The following is a 16,378-nucleotide window of genomic DNA, read 5'->3' as shown; positions in this document are numbered from 1 at the left end:
TAGCGGATGGGACGAGCGTTGGTGGATAGATTGGCGTGGGTTGACCCCGGTGGCGAGCGGGCTGGGCCGCTTGCGGGAAAGGCGGCGGCCCTTCGGCGCGCCAAGCCGGCATGTTCGTCGTTGAGCTGCTTTTGGCAAAATGCGTCGGTGGGGCGACGATCTTGTCTTTATGCGGCTTGATGCTTCGGCCTCCAATCATCCGGCCCTGTTGTTGGCATCCTTGATTTACGGCAATACGACGCCGGTGCAGATTTCGACGACGCCATCTTCAGGAAACCGAGGGTCTGTTGGTCAAGGTCACGCAGGGGTTAGCGTTGGCGATGCCCGACATCTGCTCTCGGGCAATCGCCTGATCGGAATGGGCCGCTAATCCCCCAAAACGGGGCGGCCCGGGTCACTTGTCTGACTATGGCGAACGGCTGCGTGGGAATCCGCGGTGGCGGGATCACCTGCCGAACACGCTGAAGGTAGATTTCCGGTATGGCGTCCTGGCGGCCTCAGATTCCCCAGCCTCGGTTTGGAAGCGCACGATGAACGCGGCGATGGCGCAGCGGCCGGCACGGCTCGCCTATGACGATCCGTGCGGTTCGCGCCCGGCTGCGCCAGGCACTTCAGGGCTATCTCTGGCGCGCCCGTACGGTTCGCTTCGAACCCGAGCAGATCGTCATCGTCAATGGTTCGCAGCAGGGGCTCGATCTCTGCGCGCGCCTGCTGCTCGACCCAGGGGACAGCTTCGTCATCGAGGACCCCTGCTACAGGATGGCGCGCCAGGTCTTTGCCGGCACAGGTGCTACGCCCGTTCCCGTCGAGGTTGACGAGGACGGCATGCAGACGGAGCAACTGGCGGGGGTCGCGGCCCGGCTGGCCTATGCGACGCCCTCGCATCAGTTTCCGCTCGGCGGCGTCATGCCGATGGCGCGGCGGCATCAGCTTCTGGAATGGGCGCGGGAGCAGGGCGCCTATGTCATCGAGGACGACTACGACAGCGAATATCGCTACGATATCAGCCCCGTTCCCCCGCTGCACAGCCTCGAGGATCATGGGGCGTCATCTACCTCGGCACCATCTCCAAGACGCTTTCGCCGATGCTGCGCATCGGCTATCTCGTCGTCCCGGCGGAATTGCAGCAGGTTTTCGAAACCGCCAAGCAGTTTGCCGACCAGCATTCTCCGGTGGCGGAGCAGGCGTCATTGGCCTCTCTGTTCGAGAGCGGCGGCTATGAAAGGCATGTGCGCCGCGTGCGCCGCCTAACGGCGAGCGCCGGGAGGTATTTCCAACCTGAAGCGGATTTTCCGAGATCGGATCGCCGTCCAAGGGGCCGACGCTGGACTGCTCGTCGTCATATGGTTCAACGACCTGCCGCGATCGCGTGAAACAGCGTTGGTCGAAGCCGCCCGACATGCCGGTCTGGGGCTGCACCCGATTTCGCCGCTTTATCATCGGCAGCCGGGAGCAGGCGAAGCCGACCGCGCCGGGCTTGTCATGGGCTATTCCGCCTTGAGCATCCGGCAGATCGAAAAAGGCGTCGAGATGCTGCGCGACGTCGTCCTCAACTCTGAGACGTCGACGGTTCCGCACGCGGGGTTAGAACATTCGCGACCGCTCATCGTAAACAGGTCATGGTTGAAAGCAGTTGGGCGACGGCCGCGCTCATGGCCGGCTGAATTAGCTGATCCGGCTTGCCGCCACCGTGCCGTTGCGCTCGGTCAGCAGTGCGTGGAGCCGACGAGGAGCTTCACATCAAGGGCCATTGTCTCATCTATCCGCAACATGGATGCTTGTCATCGAAACATTCGATTTTGACTATCGGACAGGACATTGCATAGGAAGAATTCAAGGATGCAGGCTAGGGAGATTGTCGATGTATGCGGTTGGCTCCGAGGAGCATTTTTCTGGTGTGTGCATTCTGGTCTGCGCCGAACATTGAGCGAGCCGATCCCCTTTTCGACCAGGTACGTCGGTGATCGCGCAAGCTGCATCGCGTCGGCTCTTTCGCCACAAGCCCCCAACTAGCGTAGGTGTCTACCCCAAGGATCAACAAGTCGAGGTTTCCCATGCGCTCCCAAGGACGGTGGAGGTTGTGCCGGGAGAACCAGTTGCAAGTAGCCGATCACATCGGACTCTCCGAGTTCTTCCGAAAACCCTATCGGGGGGACTGACCCTGCAATGAAAAGCCATGCGCTGGTAATTTGAGACGTTCTGCAGAGACGGCCCGGCCACGATGTTTCGATGTTCGCGTGCGGTCCCACTCAGAAGTGCTGGATCTCGACATGCCGCCTCGCGTGGAGGACGTGCTCCTCGTGATTATGCCGATTGCGCGGCCGATGAGCGAATGGCCGACCGATGCAACAATTGACCGGAAGGATCCGGAGCTATGAAACATCTTGATGACGGATGGGAGGTGCAGAGTGAATGCGCTGATGGAACCGGCCGTCGGAGCGTTTATCTGACGTTTGACGACGGTCCCGATCCATTCTTCACACCACAGATACTCGATGTGCTGGCGCAAAATAGGGTGCCAGCGACTTTCTTCGTGATTGGTGCCTACGCCGCAGAGCACCCGGACCTCATCCAGCGAATGATCGCAGAAGGGCATGAGGTGGGCAACCACACGATGTCTCATCCGGATCTGTCCAAATGCGGCTTGGGCGACGTCCAACGTGAGGTATTTGAGGCGAACCGTGCCATCATGGTAGCATGCCCCCAGGCCTCGATCCGCTACATTCGCGCGCCATACGGTGCCTGGAGCGAAGAAGTGTTCACTGCGTCAGAGATCGCCGGGCTGGCGGCCCTTCATTGGTCGATAGACCCAAAAGATTGGTCGCGGCCCGGCACCGAAGCGATCGTCGATGCTGTGCTCGCCTCGGTCCGGCCCGGCGCAATCGTGCTCTTGCACGACGGTTGTCCTCCCGACGAGTCGAGACGGAGCACTCAAGCCGGTCTGCGCAACCAGACCGTTATGGCGCTATCCAATCTGATTCCGGCATTAGATGCCTGCGGATATGAAATTCGCCCGCTTCCAGAACATCACTGAAATGCGAGATCCTATGGACCTGCTTTCCCAGCCAGTGCCTTGGGTCTCGCTTATGAAGGCTTACAGGCTTCGCCGACATCGGACGAACTGTAGGCTCCGACCCGTTGACTAAGCGTAGACGTTTGTTGTCACCTGCTACAATGAGACCCGCGCAGCCTCTCGGCATTGCCTGGCGTCGCCGGAACCTCTTCGACGATTCTTTCAATATGGTCTCCGGGATCGCGGGCTGCGTCCACAAGGTTTGGCAAACTAGTCGCCATTGCCGGGATATGCCCGACCCCTCGGCTGCGAAGGACCAGGGGTTCTCCGACTCGCACACCCCGCTGTGGATCTGCTCCTCGATCGTCACGATGGTCGGGTGCGATGCCATCTTTCACAAACTGGACCACGTCGATAGCTTCTGACTGGCTGTTTCCTGCAGGCCAGAGTGCCGGTATCTGACTGGTGACGCAAGGAGCTTCGCCATGTACATCCCTCCCGCTTTCCGCGACGACGACAAGGAGTCCCTGCGCGCGACCATCCGCGCGGCGGTGCTGGCGAACTTCGTTACAGTCACGGCGGAAGGGCCGCTCGCAACGCCACTGCCCCTCTTCCTTGACGAGAGCGAGGGCGAGCACGGCGTGATCTACGGGCACCTAGCGAAGGCCAATCCCCAGTGCCATGTTCCGCCGCTGGGCGACGGCTTGGCCATCTTCATGGGGCCGGACGCTTATGTGACGCCGGCATGGTATGCGACCAAGCGGGAAACCGGGAAGGTCGTCCCGACCTGGAATTACATCGCCGTCCACGCCTATGGTCCGGTCGAGTTCTTCGAGCATGCGGGAAGACTGCTGGACGTCGTGAATCGTCTGACCGACCACCACGAGGGCGAGCGCGCCTCGCCTTGGGCGGTGTCGGACGCACCGCCGGATTTTGTACAGGCGCAACTCCGCGGAATCGTCGGCCTGCGCATGCCGATCACGAGGCTGGAGGGCAAGCGCAAACTGAGTCAGAACCGGAACGCGGCCGACCGCGATGGCGTGGCCGCGGGCCTTGCGGCGAGCGAGCGGGCATCTGATCGCGAGCTCGCCGCTCTCATCCCAAAATAATCATGAACTTTGTCGGAATCGACCCATGATGCCAGAACTGGCCCCATTCGCCCTGTACCTCGCCGCGGCCTCCGTGCTCGCCATCACGCCCGGTCCGGGCATCTTCTATGTTGCCGCGCGCACGCTCGCCGGCGGTCGTCCGGAGGGTATCGCTTCCAGCTTCGGCACGGGGTTGGGGGGCATGATCCACGTCCTCGCAGCAAGCCTAGGTGTTTCCGCGATCGTGCTCGAGAGCTCGGAACTGTTCTCCGCATTGAAGCTGTTCGGCGCGGTCTACCTCGTCTGGCTAGGCTTTCGCACCTTTCAAGCCGCGCGCCGAGCGACTGGCGATGATGGCGCCCCGGTGCGTTCAGTCGGACCCCGGCGGGCGTTTCGTGAAGGGGTGCTGGTCGAGGCTCTCAACCCGAAGACGGCAGCCTTTTTTCTAGCCTTCCTTCCGCAGTTCGTGAACCCGAGCGCAGGGCACGTAGCTCTGCAATTCGTGGTGCTTGGCTCCGTGTCGATTGCGCTCAACACGCTCGCCGACATCGTGGTTGCCTTCGTGGCCAGCGGCATTCAAGACGGCGCGACAGCGCGTCCCAGGTTGATCCGCCGCCTGAGGGAGGCGTCGGGCGGCGCGATGATTGCACTGGGCGTCGGCCTCGCTCTGGCGAAGCACCCTGCTGCCTGAATTTTGCATCCGATCTGGTTGGGCATCTCTCCGGGTCGGCGGGTTAGCTTGAAGCAGATGGATGGCTGCGAGCCAGCTTCGGTCATTACACCGATTCAGGCGATGTCTCAGCAGGCGCGGACGTCCGGTCTGCCGCCGCTGAAGCAGGCGTTGGGATTTTTCCATCAATGCCTTGCAGCGCTTCAACGAGTGACTCCCGCCCGCAGGGCCGAGGCGAGCAAGCTCGCCGATTATGCGGCGGCCTGCGGAGCCAAGACGCTCATGCCGGTGCCTGTCAACGACGGCTCGTGGCCCGCCAATGGCGAGCGCCGGGGCGATCTCCGCTTTGCCTTGAAGGCGCTCAAGCCGATCCTCCAGTCGCGCGGCCTGATCGGTCTCATCGAGCCGCTGGGCTTCCAGACCTGCTCGCTTCGATCGAAGAACGAAGCGGCTAAGGCCATTGCCGCCATTGATGGCCAGTCCGTCTTCCGCCTCGTGCACGACACGTTTCATCACACGCTCGCCGGGGAGCCGTTCTTCTCCTGCGAACTGACCGGTCTGGTGCACATTTCAAGCGTGAACGATCCGATCCACTGGATCTACCCGGATCGCGTCCTAGTAGGTTCCGACAATGGCAGCCAGATCCGGGCGCTGCTTGATGGCGGTTATGCGGGCCCCTTCTCATTCGCACCGTTTGTCGACGCAGCCCACCCGCTGGACGACCTCGCAGGCGCTCTTTCCGCGACTATCATCTCGTTCGACACGCCTGTTGACACGAGTGCCGGTGTGAGACGCGGTAGTCAATCAGGGCTTGCGACCCTTTTTGGCGTCCCGCGGAGAACTCATTCTCGACGCCTCCTGTAACAATATCTCTCGCATCCAGACGCTTGCCGCATCACTGTTGTGAAGGGCGGGCCATTGGAGGGCCTCGGTAAATGCGGGAAGCGGCAGCGGAAGTTCGATGATCCGCAGCGGGAAGGTTTTCTTGAAATGCTCAACCAGCCGGAAGGGCATGGTCGATATACGAGCTGTGCCTGAGACCATCGGCGGGATCATGCTGAAGGCCTGCACGATAACCTCGACACGTCTCTTCAGGCCATGCTCAAGAAAAAAACGCTCCTCGACGGAGGGCTTCCGCCCGAACTTGGCCGCAACGTGCCTCATCGACATGTATCTCTCGAATGTAAGCTGCTGCGGCAGCTGCTTGTTCGTGGGGCAGCCTACGCACACGAGCGTGTCGTCGAACAGCGCCGCTCTTGGATGCGCGCTCGACATGAACAATTCTGGACAAATCAGAAAATCGACGTCACCGCGCCGGAGAAGCTCATCGGGGTCGTCGTCGAGCGGCAGCAATTCGAAGCTGACGGCGGGTGCTTCGCGTGCAACACGCTCCACGACCTTTTCAAAAAACACGAGTGTGGCGAAATCGGAAATCATGATCCGGAAGCGGCGATCGGATTGAGCCGGTTTAAACGGATCCCAAGAAATAATCGAGCACTGTATGTGCAAGAGTGCGCCGCGAACAGCGGGGGCGAGTGTTTCCGCACGCGAGGTTAGAACACGTTCGCGGCCGCTCATCGTAAACAGTTCATCGTTGAAATAATCGCGCAGCCGGGCGACGGCCGCGCTCATGGCCGGCTGACTTAGGTTGATGCTGCTTGCCGCCGCCGTGAGGTTGCGCTGGGTCAGCAGTGCGTCGAGCACGACGAGAAGGTTCAGATCAAGGCCTTTGAAGCGCATCGCTTTCACTTATCCATAGCGTGAATGCTCGCGATCTAAACAATCGATTTTACCAAACTTCCAGGGCGCTGCATAGATGACCGGACCTGACATGCACCCGATCACGCCACGGCTTCTGTAGCGTGTGCTGGGAAATGACTTGCAAGTAGCCGATCATGTCGAGCTCTCCGCTTTCTTCCGAAAGGCCTATGGGCCGACAGGGGCTTTCAGGCGGTCGTAGCTGGGCCGGTGCAAGGCCGGAGGTTCGCGCAATCGGCTCTATGTGCACGGCGTAGCGGCTCACTTGGACCTGCTGCGCCGTTCACTACGGTTGGCGAGGTTGATTTCTTGGTAGGCGAACTCGGATTGTACAGGGTGCATCCGGATCTTGAGAGACTCGGAATGAGCCATTCTATCCACGTCATGCGTCCGGTGCAGCAGCAGATTGGCATTCCATTCGCTTTTGGCACGGTTCGGCACGCGCTGCGGAATCATCTTGAGAGGTTCTGCAGAGACGTCCTGGCGACCATAGTGCCGGGCCATCGCGTCGCCACACATGATCGCGACCGCCACTGCGCTCCAGGTTTGCGATCAGGCACTGGGATTTCGTCCGCTCGGTTGCAGCCAGTCGGCCCTCGATACCACGCCGCGATCCGCGTAAAATTCGATCCTTTTCACCGAAACTGGCGTGCTCGCCGTGCCCAGAAACGGCCGGTAGCAACCGCAACAGATGGGCTGGAGTCTGATGCTTGATCAAATAACAGTCGGAGCGAAGGGACGCGGCTCGCGCCCAGCAGAGACAAACGACCGAGACCTAAGCCTTGACTTCGCCAAAGGTATACTAATTACTTTAGTGATAATTGGGCACCTATTACAATATGTAATTTATCGAGGCACTGAAGATTTTTGGATGTCTCCGTATTATAAGACGATCTACATGTTTCATATGCCTCTCTTTATGGCGATAAGTGGATATGTTTCTTCTGGGGCAATTTTGCGAAAAACGTTCATTCAAGGGGTCCGTAATCGAGCAGTGCAGTTACTACTGCCAATGTTTCTTTGGTGTGCGTTTATTTTCGCACTAAAGTCCGCCATGATTTATCCAACGAAGAGTTTAACTGGTGTATTGCTGGACATATCGAAGGAGGTCATTGGAACATACTGGTTCATATGGGCGGCGTTTATTTCGTTCGTTCTAGTTAGATTTTTTGCAACTTTCAATCGACTATCGATGTGGATCGTAAGCGCATCCGCAATTGGGGTCGCATTGGCGCCCATCACATTGTCAATAACCCCGTCGTTAAGATACACTTACCCATTTTATTGTTTGGGGTTCTTGTTTGCCCAGCCGATCGGATGGCAGAAAAATATCGTCTGGCGCCACAAATCGCTTTTCTTGGTCTTATTTTCGATAACAGCTTTCTTATGCTTCCTTGGGTGGGGCAAGGAGACTTACGTCTACAACAATCTTGTTTTAATTCATGATGAACAGTCAGCTAAACAAGTGTTTATGATGTTCGCTGGCTCTGCAACAGCTTCTGCAGTAGCGATGCAGCTTATGTTCCAGTGCTGGAGAATTGTCCATTCAACTAGAGTAGCTCAGTATGTCGCGGTGGAGCTTGGTCAGAGCACGCTGCTGCTGTACCTGGTCCAGGGTGCCGTGTTTCGCCTCATGGATGTGATACAGTTTGGAGAACTCTGGAATCTCACGACCAGAATCGCGTTCGCAAGTGTGGTTGGAGTGGCGATTGTCGTCACGGCGATGGCAATTCGCAAGATTGCGCGCGACCTTGGATATGTGTCGCAGATCCTTGTCGGAGCGCCGCCACGCCCAAGTCTGCTCAAATCTCAACCTGCAATAAATTAGCCACCCACAATGGTCGCGATGACAAGCAACCACGTTACGGACAGATGAGGCATGCGTTTCAAAGGCCTTGATCTGAACCTTCTCGTTGTGCTCGACGCACTGCTGACCGAGCGCAACCTCACGGCGGCGGCAAGCAGCATCAACCTAAGTCAGCCGGCCATGAGCGCGGCCGTCGGCCGGCTGCGCGATTATTTCAACGATGAACTGTTTACGATGAGCGGCCGCGAACGTGTTCTAACCTCGCGTGCGGAAACACTCGCCCCCGCTGTTCGCGGCGCACTCTTGCACATACAGTGCTCGATTATTTCTTGGGATCCGTTTAAACCGGCTCAATCCGATCGCCGCTTCCGGATCATGATTTCCGATTTCGCCACACTCGTGTTTTTTGAAAAGGTCGTGGAGCGTGTTGCACGCGAAGCACCCGCCGTCAGCTTCGAATTGCTGCCGCTCGACGACGATCTCGATGAGCTTCTCCGGCGCGGTGACGTCGATTTTCTGATTCTTCCGGAATTGTTCATGTCGAGCGCGCATCCAAGAGCGGCGCTGTTCGACGAGACATTCGTGTGCGTAGGCTGCCCCACGAACAAGCAGCTGCCACAGCAGCTTACATTCGAGAGGTACGTGTCGATGAAGCACATTGCGTTCAGGGTCGGCCGTGCGCAGATGCCATCCATCGAGGAACGGTTTTTGCTTGAACATGGTCTCAAGAGACGTGTCGAGATTATCGTGCAGGCCTTTAGCATGATCCCGCCGATGGTCTCAGGCACAGATCGTATAGCGACCATGCCCTTCCGGCTGGTTCAGCATTTCAAAAAGACTTTCCCTCTGCGGATCGTCGAACTTCCCCTGCCACTACCCACGTTCACTGAGGCCGTCCAATGGCCCACCCTTCACAACAGTGATCCGGCAAGCACCTGGATGCGGCAGATAATGTTGCAGGAGGCATCCCGCATGTGAAGCCGCGGGCGCTCCTGGCGAACGGCACGCAAAAAATTGGGTCTGACTCCAATTCGATGATTTTTGCATGACAGTGTGGTGCTGATTTTCCGACGCTGGTAGCCGGCAACACCAAAAACATGAAGTGGAAGAAGTACTTTTACCGCAGGCTTTGCGAGTCTGAAGGTCTACCCCTATGCACCGCGCCCAATTGCCGGGAATGCAATCAAGTCAAAAGCTGCTTCGCCCCGGAGGCATGGAAAGCCGCCTCACACGGATCAAGCACGGGTTCGCCCTTGTATTAATAGCCGTACGAGGCGAGCGGTCGACGGCGAGGCGGTCCGCTTCGGTCCGGCACTCTTAGGTTCTCTCGTCGGCACCATCATTCGCCGCCGCTGGTCGAAATCGACCGGACAACAACGTGCGATCGCGCAGAGACGACGGCTGCAACCGCCAAAAAATCGTGAGCAGGATCGCACCGCGCGGCTGATGCGATTGCATCTTTCCCCGTGCTGCACTGGCCTGTGTCAGGCGGTCTAGGGTTCGCGCTTCGGTCCGAGCAAACACTGTCAGGGCAGCGAGGAACGAGGCAACGGCGCTGTAGGCAAAGGCACTGGCAACGCCGGCATCGTCCACCAGCAGTCCGCCGAAAATCGCGCCGGCGGCGATGGCCACTTGGAACGTTGCGGCCATCAGCCCACCGGCGTTTTCGGCCTGCTCGGGAGGGGCGCGCAGCACCATGCATTCTGCAGTCCCACCGGCACCGCGCCGAAGGCAAAGGCCCATACGTACCGCAATCGCCGAGGCCCAGGCCGATGCTCCCAACATCAGCAGCGAGACAGCGGCCATCGCTATGAGCAGGGGGGCGGCAGGGCCGCGACTGCCTGGAGGCTGTGCTCGGCCAAGAATCCGCCGGCCAAATTGCCGAAGAAGCCGCCGATGCCAAAGGCGAGCAACACGAGCGAGATCGTCTCGATATTGAGCGCGGGAACATTCTCGAGGAAGGCGCGGATACAGATGAAGCCGGCGAAGTGCCCGGAAGCGACCAGCAGGACGACCAAAATCGCGACTTTGATTATCGGATTCTTGGCCACATCCAGCAGACTGCGGAAGCTGGCTGCTCCAATCGGAGGCAGCCTCGGAGAAGTCATGAGTTGCACTACCAGTGTAACGCGCCGAAGACTGCAGCGATCATGGAGGCGCTTCGCCACCCCCCAGACGTCGCCGACATAGGCGCCGATTGAACCGCACAAACGGTAGCGACGGTACGCCGGTGCGGATGATCGACATGGCGCGCCGCAGGAGGTGACCTGGAACGAGCCGCATCGCCAACGCTGCCGACATCGACCAGAAGCCTCCGAGCGCTATTCCGAGCACGACGCGGGCGGTCAGAAGAACCGGCAGCGACCCCGCGACGGCACCAATCGTGCGCTGGCAATTGTGCTCTTCGGCATAGGGTTGCTGCAACCGATCTCGCACGTATGGGTCCTGCAAGGAGCATGCTCGAGGATGTGGACCTCTACTCCGACTTGCTGACACTGACGGAGGGTGTCGGGTCAACGTGGTCGGCCACATGCCCGACGCCATGGCGGAGTGGTTCGGTGCTGAGCAAAGTCGCGGACGGCAAGGCGGACGCTTCCAGGGATTAACGCGGCAGGCGCAGGCAATGCGGGATTCCGTTGGCAGAAGGAGCTCAAACAGCTAATTCGCTCAAGCTTGTCACCACCGCAGCAGACGAATGGCGTGCCGGTCGGCAGGGCGGTGCAGGCCCTGGTGTTCGAACCCTCCATTCACATCGCTAAGCAAAAGCATTCGCGTGCTTGCCAGCTCAACAGCACAGTCTCGGCGCTTTATCGGCCATGACGATCAGATTCGTTCGTCAGATCAGGGCACTTTCAAAAGCCGTAACCGCACGCACCCGCAGTATCCGGCTCCCTCAGCGATGCTGCCGGCCATTGCAGCGCTAGAGCGCGGTAACTCAAGTTCGTTACAGCCCGCCGCTCAGCCCTCGAATTGACTTGCACCTGTCTTGGTCAACAGCAACCCATCGCTCCAAACGTGGTCTACGCATCCCCACTCACAGGCGGCAGCCGCATCCGGAAAAAAACCACGTCCATTGAGATTTGCACTCGTGTTGCAGAGCAGCGAAATGCCCGTGAGTTTCTCATATTCTATCAGAAGTTCTGCAATTGGGTGTTCAGAAGTTCTCGAAACTGTCTGAAGGCGCGCAGTCCCGTCGAGATGGACGACCGCCGGGATTTTTTCTTTCCACTCCGAACGGGTTCGGTGATCGAACAGCATGTAAGGATCCGGCGTGCCGGGATCGAACATCTCAGGTGCACGATCCTCCAAGCATATTGGCGCTACCGGTCGGAAATGCTCTCGAACTTTGATTTTGTTGAGATGGTCCTTCATTTCCGGCGAAGTTGCGGCCGCCAGGATGCTTCTGCCTCCCAAAGCACGTGGACCAAGCTCTGCGCGACCTGCAAGGAACACCACAGGCTTGTTGTCGGCGAGCACGCCGGCAAGTTCTTTCAGGCTGCAAGCAGCAGATTGCCAACCAGGCGGAACCTTGCCATGGCTCACATTTGGCCCGCTGTAGACTGACCAGTCGAGATGCACGAAACCTTTGTCGGCGGCCAGCGCACAGCAAGCGGCACCGATCGCCGATCCGCTGTCGTTTGGAAACGGAGGCACCCAGACTGCGTCGAACAAACCGCTCGCCCGAAGGGCGCTGTTCCATTTGATGTTCAGCCCGCATCCGCCGGCGATGCACAGGTTTCGGGTTTTGGGGACTGAGTACCCACGCAGCGCCCTTGTCATTCCCCGGACGAGAAGACGCTCCACGAAGGCATGGAACGAAGCAAGTATGTCCTCGGGCGTTTCGGGGATTAGCCGCGACGCGCTTGCATCGAAGAAGTCGTGCACAGCCGTGAGTAACGCGTCTTTGCTGTGGCTGTTGTTCCCGTAGCCAAAAGCAAGGTCCGTATCCCAGGCAAAATGGTCGTCGTAAAGCTCCTGAAACACATTCACGATGTGTTCATGGACCACTCCGAGCGCAATATAGGCCATCAACTTGCCGGCGATACCGAGATTCCAGCCAGTCCGCAGTTCTCGCCTGTAAGGACCGAAATGTTGGCCCACGGCCGCATAGGCATGGCCTATCATCGGAAACAGGCACCCAACAAATCGGACTCCACTTGGCTCGACGTAGTAAAGCCGCGGAAAGATGCAGCCGTCCCATACCAGACAAAATGCCGGTTCCTCAGCTTTGGCGAATGAGCTGGTGCAGTATGCGGAAGCCACGTGCCCAACAACATGCGGGTAGCTTTCATAAGAACATACCCCACTGTCGAGCATGAGACCGGAACCTTGATAGGCTGTCAGGGGATCTTCGGCGTCCCGCTCCACATATGGCGCGCCGTTGAGAGTGATAGGGGAGCCGTTACTCAGAACCTGGAATTCTGACTGGATTTCACCGTCCCATCCGTCAATAACGAACCGGTCGATATCGCGCGGAGCAAGCCCGTTTTCCGTCAAAACGGCGACGACCGTCTCAAGCCGCTCGATATGTTGGTATCGTAGGTTATTGTCGAGCTTCTCCATCTCGATGCAAAAGAGTAATCTGCCGTCTTCCACGACAGCAATTCCCCCGTCGTGCGTCAGCTTGATACCGCAAATGCGCATAGCAGATCCTTGTCGAGGTGACCGTAGAGCAACCGCAGAAAACGGCTGGAAAACATAGCCGTGGGTTTTGTCGCGCTATGCAGGATCATGAGGAACCGGTAAATTAGATTGTTTGGATGTGAGGCATCCGCGCGGTGAATGATCAGGTCTGCCGCGTGATCTAGAACAAAATGGCTGACACGCAAAAATCACCAGAATTGCGAGGCAGCGCTGTGCGGCACTGTAGAAGGCCTGGCCACCGCAAGCGCTGGGCAAGGATGTGCACGGTCACACATCACCCGCGCCACGGGAGGTGCCGCGCTCCCTCGGCACCGAGCGCGCGTGCTGAGCACGAAGGTTGTCGCGCTAGAAGAGAGCCTTCCCTGATCAAGCTACTCTTTAGGTCATCGACAAGATTTTCGATGGCGAGGGCAGCGCCCAAAGGGCCTATTCGGCTTTTTGAATCCCGCCGTCATGTTGGAGGAACAACCTCCGACAACCGATGGATCCCGCCTGCAGATCGGCAGCGGAACAGAGCGGCTAAGCGCGTGTGAGGCTAGCGCGGGGTCGGTCAAAAGGGCATTGTCTCGGCTCACAGATGCAGTGTCGGCTCGGCAAAGAAGACGACCCTGGGTCCTATTGACGGATGATCGCCTTGGGGGGCGGAGAGATGACCGGCTTGCACAGATTTGAGAGGGCGGTCGTTGTTCAGGTTGGCCGCCACAGTTCTGAGCGTATCGTATTCGATGTCAACCAGGCGGCCGCTATCCTGATCCGTGCCCTTCATCATCGGACCGAGAAACGGAGGGTAGCGATGGACGCTTGTCTGCAGGTATTGCGTGGTGAGGCCCATCCACCTGCTGCTCGAAGGGCTTTTGTGGCAGCCGCGCTTGAAGCAAAGATCCTGCGCAGCGATTGAATGCTGTCATCAAGGCTTTGATGCTTCGAGTGGAAGTCGTCTGGCCTGCACACTCTTCCGGAGAAATGTAGGCGTTGGCGGCCTCGGAAAGCCTACCTCCCTCGCCGATAAGACGTTCTGCCAATCGAACACGTTGACGAGGACGTGATTGGCGTCGTGATCAGCACGCCGCGCATTGTTCCCGATCAGATTATGGAGAACATCTCGGCTAGTCATCGAAAGGGTCGGTGCGTACATTTTTCCCTCGGCAATATGAAGTTGCGCGGCTTACGATCCAACACCTGATCCGAGGCGGTCCAGGACGCCGGCGAGCTGGCCCTTCGCGGCAGCGGAAAGCGGCTTGATTGGCCGTGGGGGCTCGGCGGAACAGATTTCGAGGAGCTCGGCGATTGCGTAGACGACGCGAAGGCTCGAGAACGTCTTAAAAAGCTCCCAAACCGGGGCCAGGGTGGCGTCGATCCGGTGTGCTTCTGCGTGGTCGCCGTGCTGAGCGGCTCTGACCATCCTCAGGCAGGGATCGGGCAAGATGCCACCGAGGACGCTGTACCATGTATCGGCGCCGGCGATCAGGGCCTCGGTGGCATTCCAGTCGCCGCTGTAGCCGATCGAGAATCCTTTCAGCACAATTTTTTTCTGGTGCGCAAGTTGGCCTTTGATAGCATCGCCCCTGTCGACTGAGTTCTTGATAGCGAGGATCTCAGGCAGCTGTCCCAGACGCTCGATGAGCGCTGGCGTGAAGCGAAAATGCGTGTTTGCAGGATTGTCGTAGATCACGATCGGCAGGCCGCTTTCGCGCGCCACTGTCGAAAAATGCTCGAAAACTTCGTCGTCAGTGAGCGGGGTGTAGGAAACAGCCGCGAGCAACCCCGCGGCTGCGCCAAGGGCCTTCGCATCACTTGCATAGTGTATCGCTTCATCGGTGCGCAAAGCGCCCACGCCCACCACGAGCGGGACTCGTCCACGCGTCTCGTCCAGCGCCTCGCAAATCGCCCGGCGGCGTGCCGCGCGCGACAGATACATGTAGGTGCCGGTGCTACCGAGCAGGCCGATGGAATCCACCTTTGCTGCGCAAAGCCGCGCTATCAGCTTTCGAAGCGCCAGGACATCGACGCCGCCGTCACTGTCGCTTGGCGTTATTGGGAAGGCCGAAAGGCCGCTCAGGAAAGCCATGCTGAAGCTCCCGTTGTTAGATTGGGTGAAGCGTTGGGCATCAGACCCCGTCCAGCGCCTGCTCTAGATCCGCGATCAAATCGGCGGCGTCTTCGAGCCCTACCGACAGACGCATGAGGTCGTCGCCGACTCCGTCAGGCAAATGCGCGTCCTTGCGGATTGACTTGCGCGAGCGGGTCAGGCTTGCCGGATGATAGATGAGACTGTCAGCGTCGCCGAGGCTGACCGCCCTGATGATCAGCTTGAGCCGGTCCATCATACGGCGCGCGCCCTCGAACCCCGTTTGGAGGCCGAGAGCCAACATACCCGAGCCTTGCGACATCTGTCTGCGCGCGATCTCATGGTCGGGATGAGAGCCGAGAAATGGATAGCTAACCCAAGCCACAGCCGGGTGCGCCTCAAGCGCCTGAGCGACCGCAAGCCCAGAGACACTGTGACGCTCCATACGCAACGTGAGTGTCTTCAACCCGCGCAAAATCAGGAACGCCGACATGGGCGAGAGCGCTGCCCCGGTGAGATAGCGCAGGCCAGTTTCGCGCAGCAGGTGCAGTGTTTTCGCATCGCCCAGTATCACACCGCCCAGAGCATCGCCATGGCCATTGATGTACTTGGTCAGCGAATGGATCACGATGTCGGCTCCGAGTTCCAGCGGACGCTGGAGGGCGGGCGAGGCGAAGGTGCTGTCGACGGCGACCTTCACGCCGCGAGAATGGGCGTGTTCGGCAATGGCAGCGATGTCGAGGATACGGCTCAGCGGGTTGATTGGCGTCTCGAAGAACACGAGCCGGGTCCTGTCAGTGATGGCGCCATTGAGATTGCTCGGATTCGACAGGTCGACGGCAACGACCTTGATGCCAAACTGCGGCAGCCCCTGCTCGACCATGGCGAGCGTGTTTGAATAGAGTGTCTTGTGGACAATGAGTTCGTCACCTTGCGAAAGCAGCGAAAGGATCAGCGTGCCGAAGGCGGCGATCCCCGAGGCGAGTACCAGCCCAGCTTCGGCTCCTTCGAGATTGGCGAGCCGCTTTTCGAGGATCTCGGTGGTCGGGTTGTATTCGCGTGCGTAGAGCCTTCCGCCAAGCGCTGCGACGGCTTCGTTTGCTGCAACGCTTTCAAACCCATACGTCGATGTAAGAAACACCGGCGTCTGAACAGAATTGGAAAAGCCGGCCGGATCGTAGCCATGATGGATTGCCCGGGTGGCGAATGCGAGACCGACGTCGTTCCGGGACGGCGTTGATGTTGCCTCGGCTTCAAGCTGATCTTCGGCGCTGGTCATCGGCTTTAACCCTCTTGATTTCGGGGACAATGCCGTCACACTAACTCAGAT

Annotated in this window: 18 protein-coding genes and 2 pseudogenes; 13 read left to right on the top strand and 7 right to left on the bottom strand. The window is 59.0% G+C overall.

All coding sequences use genetic code 11. From position 1 onward, the window contains the following. Positions 1–570 precede the first annotated feature (570 nt). From AC0L3N_RS12835 to AC0L3N_RS12800, 8 genes are all read left to right on the top strand, one after another. On the top strand, positions 571–1,251 hold the full coding sequence (locus AC0L3N_RS12835) for an aminotransferase-like domain-containing protein (RefSeq protein WP_473547931.1): 681 nt from the start codon (positions 571–573) through the stop codon (positions 1,249–1,251). A 129-nt stretch (positions 1,252–1,380) separates the two neighbouring features. Beyond that, positions 1,381–1,803 carry a hypothetical protein gene (locus tag AC0L3N_RS12830; RefSeq protein ID WP_473547930.1) on the top strand — a complete coding sequence of 141 codons (423 nt, stop codon included), beginning with the start codon at positions 1,381–1,383 and terminating at the stop codon, positions 1,801–1,803. A 251-nt stretch (positions 1,804–2,054) separates the two neighbouring features. After that, positions 2,055–2,159: a hypothetical protein gene (locus tag AC0L3N_RS12825; protein ID WP_082982601.1), complete on the top strand. Its 105-nt coding sequence runs from the start codon at positions 2,055–2,057 to the stop codon at positions 2,157–2,159. Between the two features lie 111 nt (positions 2,160–2,270). After that, positions 2,271–2,378 (top strand): hypothetical protein, encoded by a 108-nt coding sequence (locus AC0L3N_RS12820; RefSeq protein ID WP_473489080.1) that lies wholly within the window; start codon positions 2,271–2,273, stop codon positions 2,376–2,378. Continuing rightward, positions 2,375–3,034, top strand: a complete 660-nt coding sequence (gene nodB, locus AC0L3N_RS12815; protein WP_473511980.1) for a chitooligosaccharide deacetylase NodB — start codon at positions 2,375–2,377, stop codon at positions 3,032–3,034. The genes AC0L3N_RS12820 and nodB overlap by 4 nt, the downstream gene beginning before the upstream one ends. 464 nt (positions 3,035–3,498) lie before the next feature. Then, the gene (locus AC0L3N_RS12810; protein ID WP_065010655.1) at positions 3,499–4,122 is read left to right on the top strand and encodes an FMN-binding negative transcriptional regulator; all 624 of its coding nucleotides are present in this window, start codon (positions 3,499–3,501) and stop codon (positions 4,120–4,122) included. Positions 4,123–4,150: 28 nt separating this feature from the next. Continuing rightward, the gene (locus tag AC0L3N_RS12805) at positions 4,151–4,792 is read left to right on the top strand and encodes a LysE family translocator (RefSeq protein WP_473512043.1); all 642 of its coding nucleotides are present in this window, start codon (positions 4,151–4,153) and stop codon (positions 4,790–4,792) included. A 57-nt stretch (positions 4,793–4,849) separates the two neighbouring features. Next, positions 4,850–5,635, top strand: coding sequence for a TIM barrel protein (locus AC0L3N_RS12800; protein ID WP_473548073.1), 786 nt, complete (start codon positions 4,850–4,852; stop codon positions 5,633–5,635). Here AC0L3N_RS12800 and AC0L3N_RS12795 read toward each other — a convergent pair. Beyond that, on the bottom strand, positions 5,576–6,511 hold the full coding sequence (locus tag AC0L3N_RS12795; RefSeq protein ID WP_473547929.1) for a LysR family transcriptional regulator: 936 nt from the start codon (positions 6,509–6,511) through the stop codon (positions 5,576–5,578). The two genes, AC0L3N_RS12800 and AC0L3N_RS12795, sit on opposite strands and share 60 nt — an antisense overlap. Positions 6,512–6,635: 124 nt before the next feature. On the opposite strand from AC0L3N_RS12795, the pseudogene AC0L3N_RS12790 reads away from it, so the two are divergent. The 4 genes and pseudogenes from AC0L3N_RS12790 to AC0L3N_RS12775 all read left to right on the top strand — a co-directional run. Beyond that, positions 6,636–7,243 (top strand): annotated as a pseudogene (locus AC0L3N_RS12790) (NodA family N-acyltransferase). After that, positions 7,236–8,357, top strand: a complete 1,122-nt coding sequence (nolL, locus tag AC0L3N_RS12785; protein WP_473547927.1) for a nodulation factor fucose acetyltransferase NolL — start codon at positions 7,236–7,238, stop codon at positions 8,355–8,357. The pseudogene AC0L3N_RS12790 and the gene nolL overlap by 8 nt, the downstream one beginning before the upstream one ends. A 51-nt stretch (positions 8,358–8,408) precedes the next feature. Continuing rightward, positions 8,409–9,314: a LysR family transcriptional regulator gene (locus AC0L3N_RS12780; RefSeq protein WP_473511976.1), complete on the top strand. Its 906-nt coding sequence runs from the start codon at positions 8,409–8,411 to the stop codon at positions 9,312–9,314. Positions 9,315–9,400: 86 nt separating this feature from the next. After that, a pseudogene (locus AC0L3N_RS12775) lies at positions 9,401–9,657 on the top strand (nitrogen fixation protein NifQ); the annotation flags it as partial. On the opposite strand, the gene AC0L3N_RS12770 reads toward AC0L3N_RS12775, so the two are convergent. The 4 genes from AC0L3N_RS12770 to nodU form a co-directional block, all read right to left on the bottom strand. Further along, positions 9,654–10,034: a hypothetical protein gene (locus tag AC0L3N_RS12770; protein WP_473535601.1), complete on the bottom strand. Its 381-nt coding sequence runs from the start codon at positions 10,032–10,034 to the stop codon at positions 9,654–9,656. The pseudogene AC0L3N_RS12775 and the gene AC0L3N_RS12770 overlap by 4 nt on opposite strands. Positions 10,035–10,144: 110 nt before the next feature. Beyond that, on the bottom strand, positions 10,145–10,387 hold the full coding sequence (locus tag AC0L3N_RS12765; RefSeq protein WP_473547925.1) for a hypothetical protein: 243 nt from the start codon (positions 10,385–10,387) through the stop codon (positions 10,145–10,147). 97 nt (positions 10,388–10,484) lie between these two features. Beyond that, a complete protein-coding gene (locus AC0L3N_RS12760; RefSeq protein ID WP_473547924.1) occupies positions 10,485–10,772 on the bottom strand; it encodes a hypothetical protein in 288 nt (95 codons plus the stop codon). Positions 10,773–11,294: 522 nt separating this feature from the next. Beyond that, positions 11,295–12,980: a nodulation protein NodU gene (gene nodU / locus AC0L3N_RS12755; RefSeq protein WP_473547923.1), complete on the bottom strand. Its 1,686-nt coding sequence runs from the start codon at positions 12,978–12,980 to the stop codon at positions 11,295–11,297. 625 nt (positions 12,981–13,605) lie between these two features. Here nodU and AC0L3N_RS12750 point away from each other — a divergent pair. Next, positions 13,606–13,878, top strand: coding sequence for a DUF982 domain-containing protein (locus AC0L3N_RS12750; protein ID WP_348626648.1), 273 nt, complete (start codon positions 13,606–13,608; stop codon positions 13,876–13,878). Between the two features lie 267 nt (positions 13,879–14,145). Here AC0L3N_RS12750 and AC0L3N_RS12745 read toward each other — a convergent pair whose 3' ends face one another. After that, positions 14,146–15,048, bottom strand: coding sequence for a dihydrodipicolinate synthase family protein (locus tag AC0L3N_RS12745; RefSeq protein WP_473547922.1), 903 nt, complete (start codon positions 15,046–15,048; stop codon positions 14,146–14,148). 40 nt (positions 15,049–15,088) lie between these two features. Next, the gene (locus tag AC0L3N_RS12740; RefSeq protein ID WP_473496081.1) at positions 15,089–16,327 is read right to left on the bottom strand and encodes a trans-sulfuration enzyme family protein; all 1,239 of its coding nucleotides are present in this window, start codon (positions 16,325–16,327) and stop codon (positions 15,089–15,091) included. Positions 16,328–16,378 lie beyond the last annotated feature (51 nt).

It is taken from the genome of Mesorhizobium sp. WSM4807 (assembly GCF_055811615.1).
This window is presented reverse-complemented; position numbering and strand designations above follow the sequence as displayed.